15 protein-coding genes are annotated in these 18,550 nt (G+C 43.7%); 11 read left to right on the top strand and 4 right to left on the bottom strand.

Features of this window, described 5'->3' with window-relative positions; genetic code table 11:
• Positions 1-136 precede the first annotated feature (136 nt).
• Complete coding sequence (gene nifH / locus VF06_RS08265; protein WP_099067842.1) at positions 137-1,030, top strand: nitrogenase iron protein; 894 nt, start codon at positions 137-139, stop codon at positions 1,028-1,030.
• A gap of 399 nt (positions 1,031-1,429) precedes the next feature.
• Here the strand turns inward: nifH and VF06_RS08260 are convergent, their stop codons facing one another.
• The 3 genes from VF06_RS08260 to VF06_RS08250 all read right to left on the bottom strand — a co-directional run bounded on the left by VF06_RS08260 (position 1,430) and on the right by VF06_RS08250 (position 3,879).
• Positions 1,430-1,780: a DUF1257 domain-containing protein gene (locus VF06_RS08260; protein ID WP_015136553.1), complete on the bottom strand. Its 351-nt coding sequence runs from the start codon at positions 1,778-1,780 to the stop codon at positions 1,430-1,432.
• Positions 1,781-1,920: 140 nt separating this feature from the next.
• On the bottom strand, positions 1,921-3,432 hold the full coding sequence (gene ycf46, locus VF06_RS08255; RefSeq protein WP_099067841.1) for a stress-responsive protein Ycf46: 1,512 nt from the start codon (positions 3,430-3,432) through the stop codon (positions 1,921-1,923).
• Between the two features lie 93 nt (positions 3,433-3,525).
• A complete protein-coding gene (locus VF06_RS08250) occupies positions 3,526-3,879 on the bottom strand; it encodes a slr0373 family blue light stress response protein (RefSeq protein WP_099067840.1) in 354 nt (117 codons plus the stop codon).
• Positions 3,880-4,327: 448 nt separating this feature from the next.
• On the opposite strand from VF06_RS08250, the gene VF06_RS08240 reads away from it, so the two are divergent.
• From VF06_RS08240 to VF06_RS08220, 5 genes are all read left to right on the top strand, one after another.
• Positions 4,328-4,855, top strand: a complete 528-nt coding sequence (locus VF06_RS08240) for a hypothetical protein (RefSeq protein WP_306474299.1) — start codon at positions 4,328-4,330, stop codon at positions 4,853-4,855.
• A 247-nt stretch (positions 4,856-5,102) separates the two neighbouring features.
• Complete coding sequence (locus VF06_RS08235; protein WP_099067837.1) at positions 5,103-6,257, top strand: NAD-dependent epimerase/dehydratase family protein; 1,155 nt, start codon at positions 5,103-5,105, stop codon at positions 6,255-6,257.
• A 12-nt stretch (positions 6,258-6,269) separates the two neighbouring features.
• Positions 6,270-6,914, top strand: coding sequence for a DUF4291 domain-containing protein (locus VF06_RS08230; RefSeq protein ID WP_099067836.1), 645 nt, complete (start codon positions 6,270-6,272; stop codon positions 6,912-6,914).
• A 6-nt stretch (positions 6,915-6,920) separates the two neighbouring features.
• Positions 6,921-8,042: a glycosyltransferase family 4 protein gene (locus VF06_RS08225; RefSeq protein ID WP_099067835.1), complete on the top strand. Its 1,122-nt coding sequence runs from the start codon at positions 6,921-6,923 to the stop codon at positions 8,040-8,042.
• A gap of 157 nt (positions 8,043-8,199) precedes the next feature.
• Entirely contained in the window at positions 8,200-10,821 is a 2,622-nt protein-coding gene (locus VF06_RS08220; protein WP_099067834.1) for a GAF domain-containing protein, read from the top strand.
• Between the two features lie 82 nt (positions 10,822-10,903).
• Here the strand turns inward: VF06_RS08220 and VF06_RS08215 are convergent, their stop codons facing one another.
• Complete coding sequence (locus tag VF06_RS08215; protein WP_180267276.1) at positions 10,904-11,176, bottom strand: DUF7219 family protein; 273 nt, start codon at positions 11,174-11,176, stop codon at positions 10,904-10,906.
• A gap of 657 nt (positions 11,177-11,833) precedes the next feature.
• On the opposite strand from VF06_RS08215, the gene purC reads away from it, so the two are divergent.
• The 5 genes from purC (at position 11,834) to lpxA (ending at position 18,423) form a co-directional block, all read left to right on the top strand.
• Entirely contained in the window at positions 11,834-12,571 is a 738-nt protein-coding gene (gene purC, locus VF06_RS08210; protein WP_099067875.1) for a phosphoribosylaminoimidazolesuccinocarboxamide synthase, read from the top strand.
• A gap of 220 nt (positions 12,572-12,791) precedes the next feature.
• A complete protein-coding gene (locus VF06_RS08205) occupies positions 12,792-15,401 on the top strand; it encodes a BamA/TamA family outer membrane protein (protein ID WP_099067833.1) in 2,610 nt (869 codons plus the stop codon).
• 327 nt (positions 15,402-15,728) lie between these two features.
• The gene (gene lpxC, locus VF06_RS08200; RefSeq protein WP_099067832.1) at positions 15,729-16,604 is read left to right on the top strand and encodes a UDP-3-O-acyl-N-acetylglucosamine deacetylase; all 876 of its coding nucleotides are present in this window, start codon (positions 15,729-15,731) and stop codon (positions 16,602-16,604) included.
• Positions 16,605-16,763: 159 nt separating this feature from the next.
• Entirely contained in the window at positions 16,764-17,294 is a 531-nt protein-coding gene (gene fabZ / locus VF06_RS08195; RefSeq protein WP_099067831.1) for a 3-hydroxyacyl-ACP dehydratase FabZ, read from the top strand.
• A 310-nt stretch (positions 17,295-17,604) separates the two neighbouring features.
• Positions 17,605-18,423, top strand: coding sequence for an acyl-ACP--UDP-N-acetylglucosamine O-acyltransferase (lpxA, locus tag VF06_RS08190; protein ID WP_099067830.1), 819 nt, complete (start codon positions 17,605-17,607; stop codon positions 18,421-18,423).
• Positions 18,424-18,550: the final 127 nt, after the last annotated feature.

Raw genomic sequence — 18,550 nt, 5'->3', positions numbered from 1 at the left:
AATCCTCGTCTATCCAATCTCACTATTTTTGACTGGTGTGTTTATTGGCAAACGCTATGTGCCAACACAACCAAATGTTCAGTCTTAGGTAAATCTTCACTTCCATCAACTAATTAATTCTAGGAAAACACAAACCATGTCTATCGATAGCAAAATCAGACAAATAGCTTTCTACGGTAAAGGTGGTATTGGAAAGTCTACTACCTCTCAAAACACTCTGGCAGCTATGGCAGAAATGGGTCAACGCATCCTAATTGTTGGTTGCGATCCTAAAGCTGACTCCACTCGTTTGATGCTACACAGTAAAGCTCAAACCACCGTTTTGCACTTGGCTGCTGAACGTGGTGCAGTAGAAGACCTCGAACTTGAAGAAGTTATGCTGACCGGCTTCCGTGGTGTAAGGTGTGTAGAGTCTGGTGGCCCAGAACCAGGTGTAGGTTGCGCTGGTCGCGGTATTATTACTGCCATCAACTTCTTGGAAGAAAACGGTGCTTACCAAGATGTTGACTTTGTATCTTACGACGTATTAGGCGACGTTGTTTGCGGTGGTTTTGCTATGCCTATCCGTGAAAACAAAGCACAAGAAATCTACATCGTTACCTCTGGTGAAATGATGGCGATGTACGCTGCTAACAACATCGCTCGCGGTATTTTGAAATATGCACATACTGGTGGTGTGCGTTTGGGTGGTTTGATTTGTAACAGCCGGAACGTTGACAGAGAAATCGAACTGATCGAAACTCTGGCAAAACGCTTAAACACCCAAATGATTCACTACGTACCTCGCGACAATATTGTTCAACACGCTGAGTTGCGTCGGATGACTGTTAACGAGTACGCACCTGACAGCAACCAATCTAACGAATACCGCACATTGGCTACCAAAATCATCAACAACCAGAATCTTCAAATTCCTACACCAATTGAAATGGAAGAACTAGAAGAGTTGTTGATTGAATTCGGTATTCTTGAAAGCGAAGAAAATGCTGCAAAAATGATTGGTATGCCTGCTGAAAGCAATGCACATTAAATAGTGTGAAGGGTGATTATTTCTTAATCTTCCTTAGTTTTTATCAGGTGTAGAACACCAAAGATTGCTACTCATTCATGGGTAGCAATTAACATATTCTCATAACATCGAAGTTACTAAGTAGGTGGACACAATTATTGAGAATTTGATATGATGTTATAATTATTTATCAAAAGAATTCTCCGCGTAAGAGCGTCCCCACGTAAGAGCGTCAGTTTAATGATAAGTCTTCAACCGGACATGATATGAGATTAGGCTATTACCATAAACCATTAAAATAGGAACTGAGATTTACAGCATCTACCTAAAAAATGCTGTAAATCTCAGTCCCGAAAAAAAGCGGGCTAACCGCTAATGCCTGGTTAACCCGTGCAGCTTTGGGAACGCGCAGAGAAATTGTTATTGCAATACCAACTTCACATTGGCGTTTTGTAGACCGCGCTGTTTTACTTCAGCCAAGGTCTTGTTAACAGCATATTTTTGGTTAATGGAGTTGATCAACTCGGTTTGGTTGTGCTTCTTAGCAACGCCCCAGAGGTCAGCGATGAGGTCAAAAGAACCATCGCTGTTGCGAGACCAGCCAAGGTCATATTCGCCTTCCAATACGGCAACGATATCAGAACGAACGCGCTGACCGTTATAACCACGGACATCAGCTTCAGTCTTTACGCTGATACCGAGGTCGCGCAAAGAAGCTTTGAGGATTTCGGCATCGGTGATCTTGGTACGCAGGGTGCTAAAGTGAGACATTTGGGTTTCCTCCAATGAGAAGATTGAGAAATACGACAACGGTTTGTTTTGGACGAAGCCGCACTTAGCAGGAGGCGGCTTTTTTCATAACTGCTAGCCTGAAAGCTAGCCTTTCCCCCTGGGATGGCAGAGGAAAGCTTTTAAAACTCCATTCGCTGATATTCAGCAACGGAGGATGCTGCGGGACGCGCTCGCTGTCTGGCCCAATCTCTCAGAGCCGTTACCTGTTCTTGCATCGTTCGAGACAGCGGCAATGTTGCTTTTAGCGCAGCAATAATATCTAGTTGTGTGAACTCCCGATCTTGGGCGAAGGCTTCATACATCGCCGCCACGATCGCTTGCTCAATTTCTGCACCGGAAAAGCCATCGGACATCTTAGCTAGTTGCTCAAGGTCAAATCTAGAGATGTCTTCACGGCGCTTGCTCAGGTGAATATTAAAAATATCTTGGCGTTCTTCTGGAGTTGGCAAGTCCACAAAGAATATTTCATCAAAACGCCCTTTCCTCAAAAATTCTCCAGGTAACCTTTCCACTCTGTTTGCGGTTGCCATCACAAACACTGGAGATTTCTTATCTTGCATCCATGTGAGGAAAGAACCGAAGATTCTGCTCGAAGTTCCACCATCAGAATCCGAGGAACCTGCACTACCAGCAAAAGATTTATCTAATTCATCAATAAACAAAATTGCTGGTGAAATAGATTCTGCTGTTTTTAGGGCGTTACGCAAGTTTGCTTCACTTCGCCCCACCATCGAGCCGTCATAGACTCGACCCATGTCCAGCCGTAACAATGGCAAACCCCACAGGCGAGAAGTAGTTTTGGCAATCAATGACTTACCGCAACCAGGAACACCCAAAATTAACATCCCTTTTGGTTGAGGCAAACCATACTCTCTCGCTCTTTCTGTGAAAGCATTAGAACGCTGCTTGAGCCATTTTTTTAGCTCCTCTAAGCCACCTACAGCATCAATGGTTTCATCTTCTTCAATGTACTCTAAGATGCCATTACGCCGAATCAGTTGCTTTTTCTCAGATAAAACGATGTCTACTTCATCTTCCGTCAAACGCCCCGTAGTTACCTGCGCCTTCCGGTAGACTTTTTCAGCTTCATCTTTGGTTAAACCCAAAGCTGCCCTGAGAAGTTTCTCTCTAGCTTCTGTTGTCAACCGCCGCCCACGATATTGGTCTATGTGATAAGTCAGTACTTTATTCAACTCAGCCATATCTGGCAGGCGAAAGTCGAGAACTACAACTTCCTTTTCCAGTTCTATCGGTACTTGCTGCATTGGTGACATCAAAATGATGTTCTTTTGAGTACCTTTGAAACTGGCGATCGCATCACGCAACGATCTTGTGGTTGCAGGCGCATCAATAAACGGATGTAAATCTTTAAGAATAAATATACTGGGTTCTTTTTGCCGGATAATCCACTCAATCGCCGCCTCTGGAGATACGGTATTATGTTGGGTGACATTCCGGGGTTGACCGTACTCAACAATGCCGTGTGTTACTGTCCAAACAAATACTCGGCGCTGAGGCTTCAACATCTGGGCAGTAGTGGAAATCGCTTGCTCAGCCCGCTCTTCCTCGGAGGTCACAAGGTAGATTAAAGGGTATTGAGCTTGAATTAGGATATTGAGCTCTTCTTTCATACATCGACCTACTTGAGACCTAATAGAGACAGTAGAGACATTGCTTTTAGTAAAGGCAACCGAAATGATGAATTATTCATTCATCATTCCTATCTAGCAAGGAACCAACTCTTCCTCACCCTTGGGATGGGTTTCATCTTCATTTATTTCATCAATGGAAAGATGCTCTTGACCAACTACTCCTGGCTGATTGCCTAAAGTAACCAGTTCCCCATCACGTAAGACTAATGAGCTATTACAAGTCGGGCATGAATAAACTCTATGAGTCCGCCCATAAGATGAAGCTTCAACTTCATCTACTAAATCCGAATTAGACAGGTAAAAAGTGAGGGCACGTTCGGCAAGATCTGACATTGCTTGGCAATCGATTGCTGAACGAATCTTCAGTTTTCTGTGCAATTCTGGCGATAAATACAAAGTGACCTTTTGCTTAGTTTGCGTTTGCATATAACTCTTTAACGGTCTTACCCGGGTATGTATATTACGTTATCGATTCTTCTATTCATTGTCAAGACAGTAAAACGTTTTGACGGCTATTTCGTTACATTTGTTTACATAATATAGAATTCACTGTGTGAAGTAGTGACATCTTTGGTAAATTGAGTTACTTATAAAACGGTTATCTGGAATTTACCCAGATTTAATCAAGCAGCAGTAGCTTAGCTCTAAAAACGAGATAGAGATCAATACTGCTCGCTTTGTGCATTTTCAACTCGGAATTTGGTTTTGGGAAAAGGTGAGCCAGCGCGGTCTTGGGGGTTTCCCCCATGAGCGACTGGCGAACCCCGAAGGGGTTAAAGGGTAAAGGGTAAAGGTTTTTTCTTTCCCCTTTTCCCCAAAACCCGACAAGTATTGAGATAGAGATATATTTTTTGGTACTTCTAAGTAGGTCGTCGTGAATATTTATCGTCAGGATCGGGTGGGGGGCAAAAGGCACAAGGCAGTCCAGATAAAAAAATTTTTCATTCCCTTATCGTTCTTGCTGTGGAGTTGTACGGCGGCCGATTTTAACGTTGAAGCCATTACCTGGAAAACTTATAGCAACTCTCGTTACGGTTTTGAGTTTCCATATCCGAGTAATTGGAATTCTTTACCAGGCCCAGAAAACGATGATGGGATTGGATTGATTTCCCCCCAGAACAAAACAGTGGAAATTCGTGGGTGGGCAAGTCATCAGCTAGCAAATTCCATTGACAAAAGCCTACAGTCTGGGAAAAAAATACAACCCAACTTTAAAACCGTCCAAGGAGTATCCGGCGTACTGGTTGTAGAAGTAGATCGTCAAGCAACTTCAATGACACTGACACTAACTCATAATCAAGTGCAATACTATTGGCAGGGACGAAGCAACAGCCAAGAATTTCCAAATTACTACCGTTTGTTCTATTACATTGCTCAGCAATATCGGATTCCGAAGTCTTGAGTTGTTTGGAATGGGGCATTGGGAGATAAGGGAGATGGGGAGATGGGGGGATGAGGGAGTGTGGGGAGTGTGGGGAGTGTGGGGGGAAAGAGAATTTATGCTTCCCCCTCCTTCCTCCCACACCTCCCACACCTCCCACACTTCCTAGAAAGCCCCATGCCCAAAATTGACATCTCTCTCAGAATGATGATTGAGAGGGGACACAAACCTGATAGATTAAGCTATCAGCGAGTAAAAACTGGTGAAGATGAAAGTCCTGGTTATTGGTGGCGATGGGTATTGCGGTTGGGCAACTGCTCTTTACCTTTCTAATCAAGGTTATGAAGTTGGAATTTTAGATAGTTTGGTGCGGCGGCACTGGGATAATGAACTGAGTGTTGAAACTCTCACACCGATCGCACCTATTGGGCAACGCCTCCAGCGCTGGCAAGATTTGACTGGTAAATCTATCGACCTGTTTGTTGGTGATATTACTAATTACGAGTTTCTCAACAAAGCATTACATCAATTTCAGCCAAATGCCATAGTGCATTTTGGCGAACAGCGTTCGGCTCCCTTTTCGATGATTGACCGCGAACATGCAGTTCTCACCCAGGTAAATAACGTAGTTGGTACGTTGAACTTACTGTATGCGATGCGGGAAGATTTCCCAGATTGTCATTTGGTGAAACTGGGCACAATGGGTGAATACGGTACACCCAACATTGACATTGAAGAAGGCTATATCACCATTGAACACAATGGACGCAAGGATACCCTACCTTATCCCAAGCAACCTGGTTCGATGTACCATTTAAGCAAAGTCCATGATAGTCATAACATCCATTTTGCTTGCCGGATTTGGGGATTGCGGGCAACGGATTTAAATCAGGGTGTGGTTTACGGCGTCCTAACCGAAGAAACGGGGATGGACGAATTATTAATTAATCGACTGGATTATGATGGCGTGTTTGGTACAGCATTGAATCGTTTTTGCATTCAAGCAGCCATTGGGCATCCGCTTACCGTTTACGGCAAAGGCGGACAAACTCGTGGATTTTTGGATATTCGCGATACAGTCAGATGTGTAGAATTAGCGATCGCTAATCCTGCCGCAGCTGGTGAATTCCGCGTCTTCAACCAATTTACCGAACAATTCAGCGTCGGCGATTTGGCCTTGATGGTGAAAAAAGCTGGCAATGCTATGGGATTGAATGTAGAAATCAATAACTTAGATAATCCCAGAATCGAAAAAGAAGAACATTACTTCAACGCTAAAAACACCAAATTGCTGGATTTAGGTTTACAGCCCCATTATCTCTCTGATTCTTTACTTGATTCTTTGTTAAACTTTGCAATCAAGTATCAGAAACGAGTTGATAAAAAACAAATTCTGCCCAAAGTATCTTGGCATAGAAGTTAGAGTTAATCCTGCGTGCGGCTGATAACAGAACCTTATTTCACTCAAGTCAATAACTGGCCAAAAACTGGTCGGCATATTTTAGCACAATATGACGACCAGTCAATTGTTGTTTATCAGGCATATCGTCCAGCTATTGGTGACTTCGCCGCCACCTACGGTTATTTTGGTGGTGAGTTCAGTTTTGACCGTATGAGTTGGATCAAACCAAACTTCCTGTGGATGATGTATCGTTCTGGATGGGGTACAAAAACTGGGCAAGAGGTGGTGTTGGCTATTTGGATTAAGCGTTGGGCTTTTAATGAAATTTTAAAGGCAGCTGTTCATTCTAGCTTTGTTCCACAACTTTATCCCAACAAAAGTGCGTGGCAAACAGCACTAAAGCACTCACAAGTTCGTTTGCAATGGGATCCAGATCGTCATCCATTGGGTACAAAATTAGAACGACGCGCTATTCAGTTAGGGTTGCGTGGTCAAGTCCTAGCTGCTTATGCCAAAGATTGGATTATGAACATCGAGGATATCTCAGACTTTGTAAAAACGCAGCGGCAAAACATTAAGTCTGACTGTGAACAATTGATTACACCACAGGAGATAGTTTACTCTGTTTTTGATGTCGAAACGCAAGAAAAGCTGGGATTATCTGCCTGGACTGAATAGTTTTTTATGAGAATTGCTCTATTCACCGAAACCTTTTTACCCAAGGTTGACGGCATTGTAACGCGCCTGCGCCACACAGTGGATCATTTACAACGCAATGGCAATCAAGTGCTGGTGGTTGCCCCTGAGGGAGGCATCACAGAACATAAAGGCGCTAAAGTTTACGGCGTTACTGGCTTTCCTCTGCCATTGTATCCAGAATTAAAAATGGCACTTCCGCGCCCAGCCATTGGTTATGCCTTAGAAGATTTTCAGCCAGATATTATTCATGTCGTGAATCCAGCTGTTTTGGGATTAGCTGGTATATTTTATAGCAAAACCCTGAAAATACCCTTAGTGGCCTCTTATCATACCCATTTACCCCAGTATCTCCAGCATTACGGCTTGGGTATGCTAGAAGGGCTACTTTGGGAACTGCTAAAAGGCGCTCATAATCAAGCAGCCTTGAATTTGTGTACCTCCACAGCGATGATGGAGGAACTGTCAGCACACGGTATTGAACGGGTGGATTTATGGCAGCGTGGGGTGGATACAGAATTATTTCATCCGGATTTAGCTAGTGTAGAAATGCGATCGCGTCTATCGCAAAATCATCCAGAAAGTCCCTTACTACTTTACGTTGGGCGTCTTTCGGCTGAAAAAGAAATTGAGCGCATCAAACCAATTTTAGAAGCAATACCCGAAGCTCGATTAGCATTAGTCGGGGATGGCCCTCACCGCCAAGCACTGGAAAAACACTTTGCTGGTACAAACACTCATTTTGTTGGCTATCTCATGGGGCAAGAATTAGGTTCTGCCTTTGCCAGTGCTGACGCCTTTATTTTTCCCTCCCGAACCGAAACACTAGGCTTAGTATTGCTAGAAGCAATGGCAGCGGGTTGTCCAGTAGTAGCAGCCCGTTCTGGAGGCATCCCTGATATTGTCACAGATGGTGTTAATGGATATCTTTTTGAGCCAACAGTAGATGTTCAAGGGGCAATTGCAGCTACTGTCCGCCTCTTAGAACAGAAACAACAACGAGACATCATCCGTCAAAATGCTCGTAGGGAAGCAGAAAGCTGGGGTTGGGCAGCCGCCACTTTCCAGCTCCAAGATTACTATCAAAAGGTGGTATTTTCTCGACAATAGGTATTGGGTATTGGGGGGATGAGGGACATGAACAGGCAACGAGCAAACAGGGAGCAGGGAACAGAGGTAATAATTCCTAACTCCTAACTCCCAACTCCCAACTCCTAACTCCTAATGCCCAAAATCTAAAATTTAAAATTTAAAATCTAAAATTTCCATGACACTCCCTAATCCTGGTAGCGTCTTGGCTACATTAACTGAACTAACTCAAGTTAATCGTACTCACGCCCTACTGCGTCGCGTTAAAGATTTATCTGTTAATGAATTTGTTTGTTTATTAGATTTTATAACAGCTGAGTTCCAGCAATTTCTCAGAGCCATTGAATTAATTAATAATGAAGCTCTAGAAACGATGTTGGAGAAAGTCCTGGAAGCAATTACCCTCAAAATTGGTCAAATCCTGCAAGCAGAACACACAGCTATTTTTTTAGTTGACCATGATAAAGGTCAACTCTGGTCAAAAGTTCCCCAAGATAATACTCAAAAATTCTTAGAAATTCGTACTCCCATCACAGTCGGTATTCCTGGTCATGTTGCAAGTACGGGGCAATATTTAAATATATCTGATACTTCCACTCATCCTTTATTTAGCCCAGAACTGGAAAAACAAATGGGCTACAAAATTCACAATATTTTATGTATGCCAGTTATTAGTAGCAAAAATCAAACTGTAGCGGTAGTGCAACTGGCTAATAAAACTGGAAATATTCCATTTAATTATGATGATGAAGAACGTTTTCGAGATTTCGCTGCTTCCATTGGAATTATCCTAGAAAGCTGCCAATCTTTTTATGTCGCTGCCCGGAATCAAAGAGGCGCAACGGCTTTACTGCGCGCAACTCAAACATTAGGGCAAAGTTTGGATTTAGAAGCGACTTTGCAAATAGTCATGGAGCAAGCCCGAATTTTAATGCAAGCAGACCGCAGTACGCTATTTTTATATCGTAAAGAAATGAGCGAACTCTGGACAAAAGTAGCGGCAGCAGATGGTATAAATTTAATTGAAATTCGCATTCCTGCTAACCGTGGCATTGCTGGCTATGTAGCTTCTACCGGTGAAGCTCTCAATATTCCTGATGCTTACAAAGATCCCCGCTTTGACCCGACTACAGATACAAAAACTGGGTACGTAACTCGCAATATTTTATGTTTACCTGTGTTTAATTCGGCCAATGAATTGATTGGTGTAACGCAATTAATTAATAAACAACAAAGCAGTTTTACTGCCTCTGATGAAGAGTTTATGCGGGCTTTTAATATCCAGGCGGGAATCGCTTTAGAAAATGCTCGTTTATTTGAAAATGTATTGTTAGAAAAACAGTATCAAAAAGACATTTTACAGAGTCTTTCCGATGCTGTAATTTCCACAGATATGGCAGGAAAAATTGTCACAATTAATGATGCAGCCTTGGAGTTATTGGGTTGTCCCATTGGAGATGCTACTACTACTAAAACCAACAAGCTTTTGTGGGAACAAAATTTGATTGGCCGCCGAGTTTGGGAAGTTGTGCCCATTGAAAATCTGCAAATGCGGCTAGAAGATAGTTTAAAAACTGGAGCTAAACATTATGTGCCAGAGCAAAGTTTAGTTGTGGGATTGTATCAAGTGACGAATGTTGTTAGCGATAGCGGGGCGTTGAGTCAGTGTCCAGTTTTGAGTTTCATTCAAGACTCAGCATCCAAAACTCAGTACTTAAGTTTAGCAGTGCGCGATCGCCATAATCCCGATGTTTTTATTCCCTGGAATCAACCCCTGACTTCCAAGTCTAAGTTTCTCACATCCCATGAGGTGCAAATCTTAGAACGCAGCATCAATCTCACTGTTAATCCCCTGACTAACCCAGAAGGCGGTGTCCGTGGTGGTTTGGTGGTGTTGGAAGACATCAGTCAAGAAAAACGCATGAAAACTACCATGTCCCGTTACCTGACGCCCCACGTAGTGGAACAAGTCATGGCTTTGGGGGAAGATGGCTTAATGGTAAGCGAACGTAAAGAAGTAACCATTTTATTTTCTGATATCCGAGGTTACACAACACTTACGGAAAATCTCGGTGCAGCTGAGGTGGTATCGCTGCTAAATCAGTATTTTGAAACGATGGTGGAGGCAGTGTTTAATTACGAAGGCACACTCGATAAATTTATTGGTGATGCTTTAATGGCAGTATTTGGTGCGCCGCTACCACTGACAGAAAACCATGCTTGGAGAGCTGTACAATCAGCCTTGGATATGCGACAACGCTTAGAAGAATTTAACCAGCGACGAATTATTCAAGCACAGCCAGAAATCCGTATTGGGATTGGGATTAGTTCTGGGGAAGTGGTTTCGGGTAATATTGGTTCGCGCAAACGAATGGATTACACCGTAATTGGCGACGGCGTAAATTTAAGTTCGCGCTTAGAAGGAGTAACTAAGGAATACGGTTGTGATATTCTATTAAGTGAATTTACTTACCAGCTTTGCAGCGATCGCATTTGGGTGCGGCAGTTAGATAGAATTCGAGTCAAAGGAAAACACCAAGCTGTTGATATCTACGAGCTAATTGGCGATCGCAGTATTCCTTTAGATCCCAAAACTCAAGAGTTTTTGTTTCACTATCATACAGGACGTTCGGCTTATTTATTGCGTAACTTCTCCCAAGCGATCGCTTGCTTTGAAGCTGCTAAACGCATCAAACCCCAAGACCAAGCCGTGAATATCCACCTAGAACGTGCTTGTAGTTACCTACAAACGCCGCCTCCAGAATCTTGGGATGGTGTTTGGACAATGATTGCTAAGTAACAGCCAAGGTTACAAGGTAACTGAAAGTCAACAAATGCTTTTTTTGGGTTTAACTTTGGGCTATTCGTTCTCAATTAGCTTTTCAATCTGGAATTTCCCCATCATCCAAAAATGGATTTTCACCAATTTTCAGCTCTTTTTTTGAGCGTTTCAACTGTTTCCATAAATCCTTGATTTGGTCGTAAGCTTCATCTGGAGGCATTTTTCCACCCGTTTCCAGGTTGCAAATGTAGCTTACTTTTTGGGCAAATTCCTGTAGATTCGCGTTAAACACCAAGTTTTCTGGTTTTACTTGACCGTAGTAGCGACCGCGAGGATAGATAAAATCATCCTTATTCACTATTTTTCTCTCCATTTATTAAATTCCCTCGTTTGTTCAAATTTTGGCAGCTAAATCACTAGGTAACCCGTTCTTTGTTTGTCAGACTGGGTAAACCCAATCATCAAACTCCATTTACAACTAGCGATCCGGGAATTGGTCGATTCAGATATTGAAACTAAAGTCTAAAGGTTAAAAAACTTTCACCGTAAACTTTACAAAGAAAGTCTCTGCTAAAGCGACTAGAGAGAATATTTAATTTTTCTCTCAATTGTCAATTTATCTCATCTTAATTTATGAAATTGGTATTGTAATTAACTTCGCTAGAAACCCTTATTTACCAGGTATTAATATATACAATTTATTTAAATTTTCTTTGCAAAAATAATTACAAGGAGACTACGAATGAATAAATTACACACGAAAAATTTAGCACTTACTAAATCTAATTGTCTTCTGTTAAAAGTTAGAGATCAAGTCCTGAATCTCAAGTAATCGGCTCGTGTTGACTAATCATTCACTGAAAAACCAAACTCTTACAACTATTTTCACCAAAAGACAACGAGGAAGTCCGTTTCTTCTAAGGATGGAAGGAATTGTCGTCTCGTCGTCTTAGTCATTAGTATTGGCCAATGGTTAATAACTAAAGATAAAATGGTGAAGCCTCAAACGCCTACAATTCTACCTGCCACCATGTCTGTTAATTCCAAGCTATACGAAGGCAAAGCAAAAATTCTCTATGCAACGGACGATCCGCAAGTCTTGTTGGCTGATTTCAAGGATGATGCCACAGCATTTAACGCCCAAAAGCGCGGCAGTATTCAAGGAAAAGGAGAAATTAATTGCCGCATTTCCAGCCAGCTTTTTAAACAGTTGGAGGCAAATGGTATAAAGACTCACTTTATTGACAGCCCTGCCCCTAATCAGATGCGGGTGAGAGCAGTAAAGATTTTGCCTTTAGAAGTAGTGATTAGAAATATTGCAGCTGGCAGCCTGTGTCAGCAAACAGGGTTACCCGTGGGTACAATTCTCAAACAGCCTTTGGTTGAGTTTTATTACAAAAACGATGAATTAGGAGATCCTTTGTTGACACGCGATCGCCTGTACCTGCTAGAGTTAGCCACGCCGGAACAAGTCGATGCAATTACACATCTAGCATTGCAAATCAACGAGTTTCTCAATGGTTTTTGGCAGCGGTGCGGCGTTACCCTAGTGGACTTCAAACTAGAATTTGGTTTGGACTCACAACAGCAGTTGCTCTTGGCAGACGAAATTAGCCCCGACACCTGCCGTTTGTGGGATACCAAAGAAGCAGACTCAAACCGCCGCATACTAGACAAAGACCGATTTCGTCGGGACTTAGGAAATGTAGAAGATGCCTACCAGGAGGTTTTACAGCGAGTACTAAAAGCAATAGATAGTAATAATTAAAAAACTGGGAAAAATCTATTAAACTCGTGTGGATTGTCCTTTGTCATTTGTCCTTCGTCTTTTGTAAAAAAACAATGCCCGATGATGCCACTTGCTTTCAGTCGGCACAGCCGCAAGGGCGCAGTGGCTCCCCAATGCCAAATGACTAATGACTAGTGACTAATGACTAATGACTAATTTGTGATGGTGTGTGTGGTTGTGAAGAGGAATCATAAGTAAAATGCGTTTATATCCCGTATTGCTGACAGCAGTAGCAATTGCAGCGCCTTTGGGTGGCTCACCGAGTGCAAATGCACAAACCGCCAACAGTTCAAAACAGACAACCGAAGTTTTGACGCTGGAAACCAATCAGCAGCCAGAAAAAGACACTGGTCAAAGTGACTCTAATAACGAGCATCTAGAATCTCGTGTGGTGGCAGTTTTCCCTGGTAAAAAAACAAAAGCGATGTCTGACGACAAGCCCTACTCTTCGAGAACGGCTTCGCCCAACGAGTTCGCGGGTAACGCTCCTAACGTCGCTAATGCTGCGCTAACGCTAGGCGTTCCACCTAAGACGGAAACCGCCAACACTGCGACCTCTTCACCACTCTCCGCCTACGCCACACCAGAGGTGATAGTGCCAACCTCCACAACAACGGCACAAATACCTCAAAGTAATACCAATTTGACTCAACAGCCATCTCCGGCTCCAGACATTCCACCCCCTGATATTCAACAACCAACGCCTTTACCAACTCCTGAGACGACTCCAGTCCCAGAAAATGTCAATCCCCCTGCAACAGAACCTGTATTACCCACAACTCCCGAAGATACTCAACAGCCATCTTCAACTCCTGACATCCCACTTCCAGATAGTCAACAACGGACACCAGCCCCAGCCCCAGGTACTACTCCGCAAAATACACAACCAGGTGTCGCCCCAGCCCCAAGCACGGCTCCTGAAAATACACAACCAGGTGCAACCCCAGAAGCCAACGATCCCCGCGTCCTGGTCTCAGAAGTAGTGGTGCGATCGCAAACTGGGCAACTAGCACCAGAATTGGAAGAACAAGTTTACAGAGTCATTCGTACCCAACCAGGACGAACCACAACCCGTACCCAACTGCAAGAAGATATTAACGCTATCTTTGGTACTGGCTTCTTCTCCAATGTCCAAGCAGCGCCAGAAGACACCCCTTTGGGAGTACGAGTCAGCTTTGTTGTCCAGCCCAATCCCGTTTTGACTAAGGTACAAGTGGAAGCCAATCCTGGCACAGGCGTTCCCTCGGTACTACCAGCAAACACTGTAGATGAAGTATTTCGCGACCAGTATGGTAAAATACTAAACCTGCGTGACTTGCAAGAAGGAATCAAGCAGTTAAACAAGCGGTATCAAGACCAAGGTTACGTACTAGCCAACGTCATTGGAGCGCCCCAAGTCTCTGAAAACGGAGTTGTTACCTTACAAGTAGCAGAAGGGGTGGTGGAAAACATCCGAGTCCGATTCCGCAATAAAGATGGTCAGGAAACAGACGAAAAAGGACAACCAATTCGGGGACGCACCCAAGAATACATCATTACGCGGGAAGTCGAATTAAAGCCAGGACAGGTATTCAACCGCAACACAGTCCAAAGAGACCTACAGCGCGTGTATGGGCTGGGACTATTTGAGGATGTGAATGTCTCCCTTGACCCTGGTACTGACCCCAGCAAAGTTGATGTAGTAGTGAATGTTGCTGAACGTAGCAGCGGTTCCATCGCTGCTGGGGCAGGGATTAGTTCTGCCAGCGGACTTTTTGGTACAGTTAGCTATCAACAGCAAAACCTCAATGGCAGAAACCAAAAACTAGGAGCAGAGGTACAGGTAGGAGAAAGGGAACTGCTGTTTGACCTGCGGTTTACCGATCCCTGGATTGCTGGAGATCCTTACCGGACTTCCTACACAACCAATATTTTTCGCCGTAGTTCCATTTCGCTGATTTTTGACGGCCAAGATCAGGAGATTAGGACATTTAATCCTGATAATCCCGCAGATACAGAAGCTCAGGATCGCCCCCGTGTCGTCCGTTTCGGTGGTGGTGTCACTTTTACCCGTCCCCTTTCCTCCAATCCCTACAAAAGTTCAGTGTGGACTGCCTCAGCAGGTTTACAGTATCAACGAGTTACCACCGAAGATGCTGATGGCAACCGAAGAATAACAGGAGCCTTATTCGACGATAATGGCAACCGCATCAGTCCAGAAGAAGTGCCACTGAGCTTTTCTGGTAATGGTCAAGACGATTTATTGCTGTTGCAATTGGGGGCGCAGCGGGATCTCCGTAATAATCCTCTCCAACCCACTAGCGGTTCTTATCTCCGCTTCGGAATCGATCAGTCAGTACCTATAGGAGAGGGTAATATTTTACTCACAAGATTGCGTGGTAGCTACAGCCAATATTTCCCCGTGCAATTACTTCGCCTCACTAAAGGGGCACAAACCCTGGCGTTTAATGTGCAAGCCGGAACCGTCCTTGGTGACTTACCGCCCTACGAAGCCTTTACCATTGGCGGTAGTAACTCGGTTCGGGGTTACGAAGAAGGGGCACTGAGTAGCGGACGCAGTTACGTGCAAGCATCAGTTGAGTATCGGTTTCCGGTTTTTTCAGTAGTTAGCGGCGCGCTATTTTTTGATATCGGTAGTGACTTGGGAACCACCACTAGACCGGCTGAAATACTGAACAAAAACGGTACTGGCTATGGTTATGGCGTCGGCGTTCGCGTCCAATCTCCCTTAGGCCCAATTCGTATTGATTACGGTATCAATGATGACGGGGATAGCCGGATTAATTTCGGTATTGGTGAAAGGTTTTAACTAGTTAGGAGTTTGGAGTTTGGAGTTAGAAGTTTGGAGTTAGAAGTTTGGAGTTTGGAGTTTGGAGTTTGGAGTTTAGAGTTTGGAGTTTGAAGTTTGGAGTTAGAAGTTTGGAGTTAGAAGTTTGGAGTTAGAAGTTTGGAGTTGGGAGTTTTAATTCCTCACTCTTCACTCTTAACTCATCACTTTTTAAGATGAGCTTGCTAATTTTGACGTTTGCCTGAATACTGTTCCGATAAAGGGATTAATGACATTTTTAAGGGAATATCAGGGGTTTTACCAAAAACAGATGATGAAGGATAAACGCAATATACTAACTTTTTGGCTATGGAACAGCACACTCTAGCAGCTCCAATCACCCAAACTGGAGTGGGACTGCATAGCGGTGTGACTACACAAGTGCGGATATTACCAGGTGAACCTAGTAGTGGACGCTACTTTGTTAGGGTGGATTTACCTGATATGCCAATCATTCCAGCCCAGATTGCGGCGGTTAATCACACTGTTCTCTCAACTCAATTGGGCAAGGGAGAGGTATATGTTCGCACAGTAGAACATTTGTTGGCGGCACTTTCGGGTATGGGTGTAAATAACGCCCGCATTGAAATTGACGGTTCAGAAGTGCCACTTTTGGATGGTTCAGCAGAGGTGTGGACAGCTAATATTGCCCAAGTTGGTTTGGTATCACAAACAATTGATCGTCAAGAACCTTTGGCTATTCAACAACCAATATGGGTTTATCAAGAAGATGCCTTTGTATGTGCCCTCCCAGCACTAGAAACCCGTTTTAGTTATGGTATTGATTTTGACCTGCCTGCCATTGGTAATCAATGGTATAGTTGGTCACCAACGGCTGAACTAGGAGATGGTTCTGGTAGCTTTGCTGCGGAAATTGCTCCGGCTCGGACTTTTGGATTATTGCATCAAATTGAACACTTACAAAAAACAGGGTTAATTAAAGGTGGTAGTTTAGATAATGCACTGGTTTGTGGCCCCCAAGGGTGGTTAAATCCACCATTAAGATTTGCAAATGAGCCAGTCCGTCATAAAATTTTGGATTTAGTAGGAGATTTGAGTTTGCTGGGAAATTTTCCTGTTGCTCATTTCTTAGCGTATAAAGCCAGCCACAATTTACACATTCAACTGGCAAAGAAAATTTTAGATTTGGGATTTTGCGAAAAGTCGGTAGCTTGCTTCCCATAGGGTGCGTCGGCTTCCGGAGTAGATCCGAAGGGGCTTGCCGCAGGCATCTGAACTTTTCAAGACAGATTTTAGATTGGATCTCAAAGCTGAAAATCCCAAATTGACAAGGGTTCCATTATACGCCTACCAATTACCAGATAACAAAAAACTACACGGCTAATGTCAATCCTTACCCAAGTGAATAGCAGCGATCGCACTACACCCGTATCTACCGAACAACAAGGGACAAATGACACTACAATCACATCTGAGATTAAAACAACTTTCACATCTGAAGAAATTCAACAACTATTACCCCATCGCTACCCATTTTTACTTGTAGACAAAATCATTGACTACACCCCAGGTAAAAAAGCTGTTGGCATTAAAAATGTCACAATCAACGAACCTTGTTTCCAAGGTCATTTTCCCGGACGACCACTGATGCCAGGAGTGCTAATTGTCGAAGCAATGGCACAAGTCGGGGGCATTGTCTTAACTCAAATGTCTCAGGTTGAAGGTGGACTGTTCGTTTTCGCTGGTATCGATAAAGTCCGCTTTCGTCGGCAAGTCATACCGGGGGATCAACTAGTGATGACAGTGGAACTGTTATGGGTAAAACAACGTCGTTTCGGTAAAATGCAAGGTATTGCCGAAGTTGACGGTCAACTCGCTTGTGAAGGCGAATTGATGTTTTCTTTAGTTAACTAAAAGTTTGCTTTCGTGGTATGGGCGATCGCCGTGAACTGCCCTACTGAATCCCCATCAGGATAACAGTAAAAAAAAATCCACAACAGCAATCCGATCATTTCTTAATTTTCGCCGCCCTCTCTGGCGAGACGCTACGCACACACACTCAAACTTGCTTGCCCGACACTTTCGTTCACTGAAACACTCACGCTCAGCAATGCCAGTCGCCTCAATGGAACGGCAGTCGCTACAACTCTGTAATTAGAGCCAAGCACTGCCTGAGAAAACCTCGTTCGCGCTGGCTTATTAAGACAGTTCTGGAGATTCACCCTTGAAAACGCTTATTCATCCAACTGCTGTAGTTCATCCCAAATCGGAACTCCACCATACAGTGCAAGTCGGTGCCTATGCTGTGATTGGAGCGCATGTCAAAGTCGGCCCTGAAACAATTATTGGCGCTCATGTAGTGTTAGAGGGGCCTTGTGAAATTGGGGCGGGAAATCAAATTTTTACCGGAGCAGCCATAGGCATGGAACCCCAGGATCTCAAATTCGTAGGAGAACCAACCTGGGTCAAAATTGGTAATAACAACTTGATTCGTGAGTATGTGACTATTAACCGCGCTACTGGTGCTGGCGAAGCCACGGTGATTGGTGATGGTAACCTACTCATGGCTTATGTTCATGTGGCTCATAACTGCGTGATTGAAGACCAGGTAGTGATTGCCAACTCTGTGGCATTGGCGGGTCACGTACATATAGAATCACGTGCAAGGCTGAGTGGGGTTTTAGGTGTCCATCAATTTGTGCATATTGGTAAACAAGCAATGGTCGGCGGTATGGCGCGTATTGACCGAGATGTAGCTCCATACATGCTGGTGGAGGGAAATCCAGCGCGGGTGCGAACCCTGAATCTTGTGGGACTCAAACGCTCTGGTATGGACGCAGCAGATTTACAAATGCTCAAAAAAGCCTTCCGTATTCTCTACCGCTCTAATTTGTCCTTTAAGGATGCCTTAGAACAACTGGAATTGTTGGGAGATACAGAAGAATTGCAGCATTTGAGGCGGTTCCTACTACTTTCTCAGATGCCAGGAAGACGTGGGTTAATTCCTGGCAAGGCAAAAAAAGGCGTAAGTGATGAATCGTGAGTTAGAGGTTAGGAGTTATGAATTATGAATTATGAGTTAGGAGTTAGGAGTTAGGAGTTAGGAATTATTGGTTAGGAGTTAGGAGTTATGAATTATGAGTTGATAAATAAAATTTTTTAACTGCTAA

The sequence above is a fragment of the Nostoc linckia z4 genome (assembly GCF_002608075.1).
Classification (GTDB): Bacteria; Cyanobacteriota; Cyanobacteriia; order Cyanobacteriales; family Nostocaceae; genus Nostoc; species Nostoc linckia.
The sequence above is the reverse complement of the archived record's forward strand: the minus strand, read 5'-3'. Positions and strand labels throughout refer to the sequence as shown.

Excerpts from the sequence above, each read along its gene's own strand:
- nifH (WP_099067842.1), top strand. The coding sequence starts at position 137 with ATGTCTATCGATAGCAAAATCAGACAAATAGCTTTCTACGGTAAAGGT.
- VF06_RS08260 (WP_015136553.1), bottom strand. The coding sequence starts at position 1,780 with ATGTCTCACTTTAGCACCCTGCGTACCAAGATCACCGATGCCGAAATC.
- ycf46 (WP_099067841.1), bottom strand. The coding sequence starts at position 3,432 with ATGAAAGAAGAGCTCAATATCCTAATTCAAGCTCAATACCCTTTAATC.
- VF06_RS08250 (WP_099067840.1), bottom strand. The coding sequence starts at position 3,879 with ATGCAAACGCAAACTAAGCAAAAGGTCACTTTGTATTTATCGCCAGAA.
- VF06_RS08235 (WP_099067837.1), top strand. The coding sequence starts at position 5,103 with ATGAAAGTCCTGGTTATTGGTGGCGATGGGTATTGCGGTTGGGCAACT.
- VF06_RS08225 (WP_099067835.1), top strand. The coding sequence starts at position 6,921 with ATGAGAATTGCTCTATTCACCGAAACCTTTTTACCCAAGGTTGACGGC.
- VF06_RS08220 (WP_099067834.1), top strand. The coding sequence starts at position 8,200 with ATGACACTCCCTAATCCTGGTAGCGTCTTGGCTACATTAACTGAACTA.
- VF06_RS08215 (WP_180267276.1), bottom strand. The coding sequence starts at position 11,176 with ATGGAGAGAAAAATAGTGAATAAGGATGATTTTATCTATCCTCGCGGT.
- purC (WP_099067875.1), top strand. The coding sequence starts at position 11,834 with ATGTCTGTTAATTCCAAGCTATACGAAGGCAAAGCAAAAATTCTCTAT.
- VF06_RS08205 (WP_099067833.1), top strand. The coding sequence starts at position 12,792 with ATGCGTTTATATCCCGTATTGCTGACAGCAGTAGCAATTGCAGCGCCT.
- lpxC (WP_099067832.1), top strand. The coding sequence starts at position 15,729 with ATGGAACAGCACACTCTAGCAGCTCCAATCACCCAAACTGGAGTGGGA.
- fabZ (WP_099067831.1), top strand. The coding sequence starts at position 16,764 with ATGTCAATCCTTACCCAAGTGAATAGCAGCGATCGCACTACACCCGTA.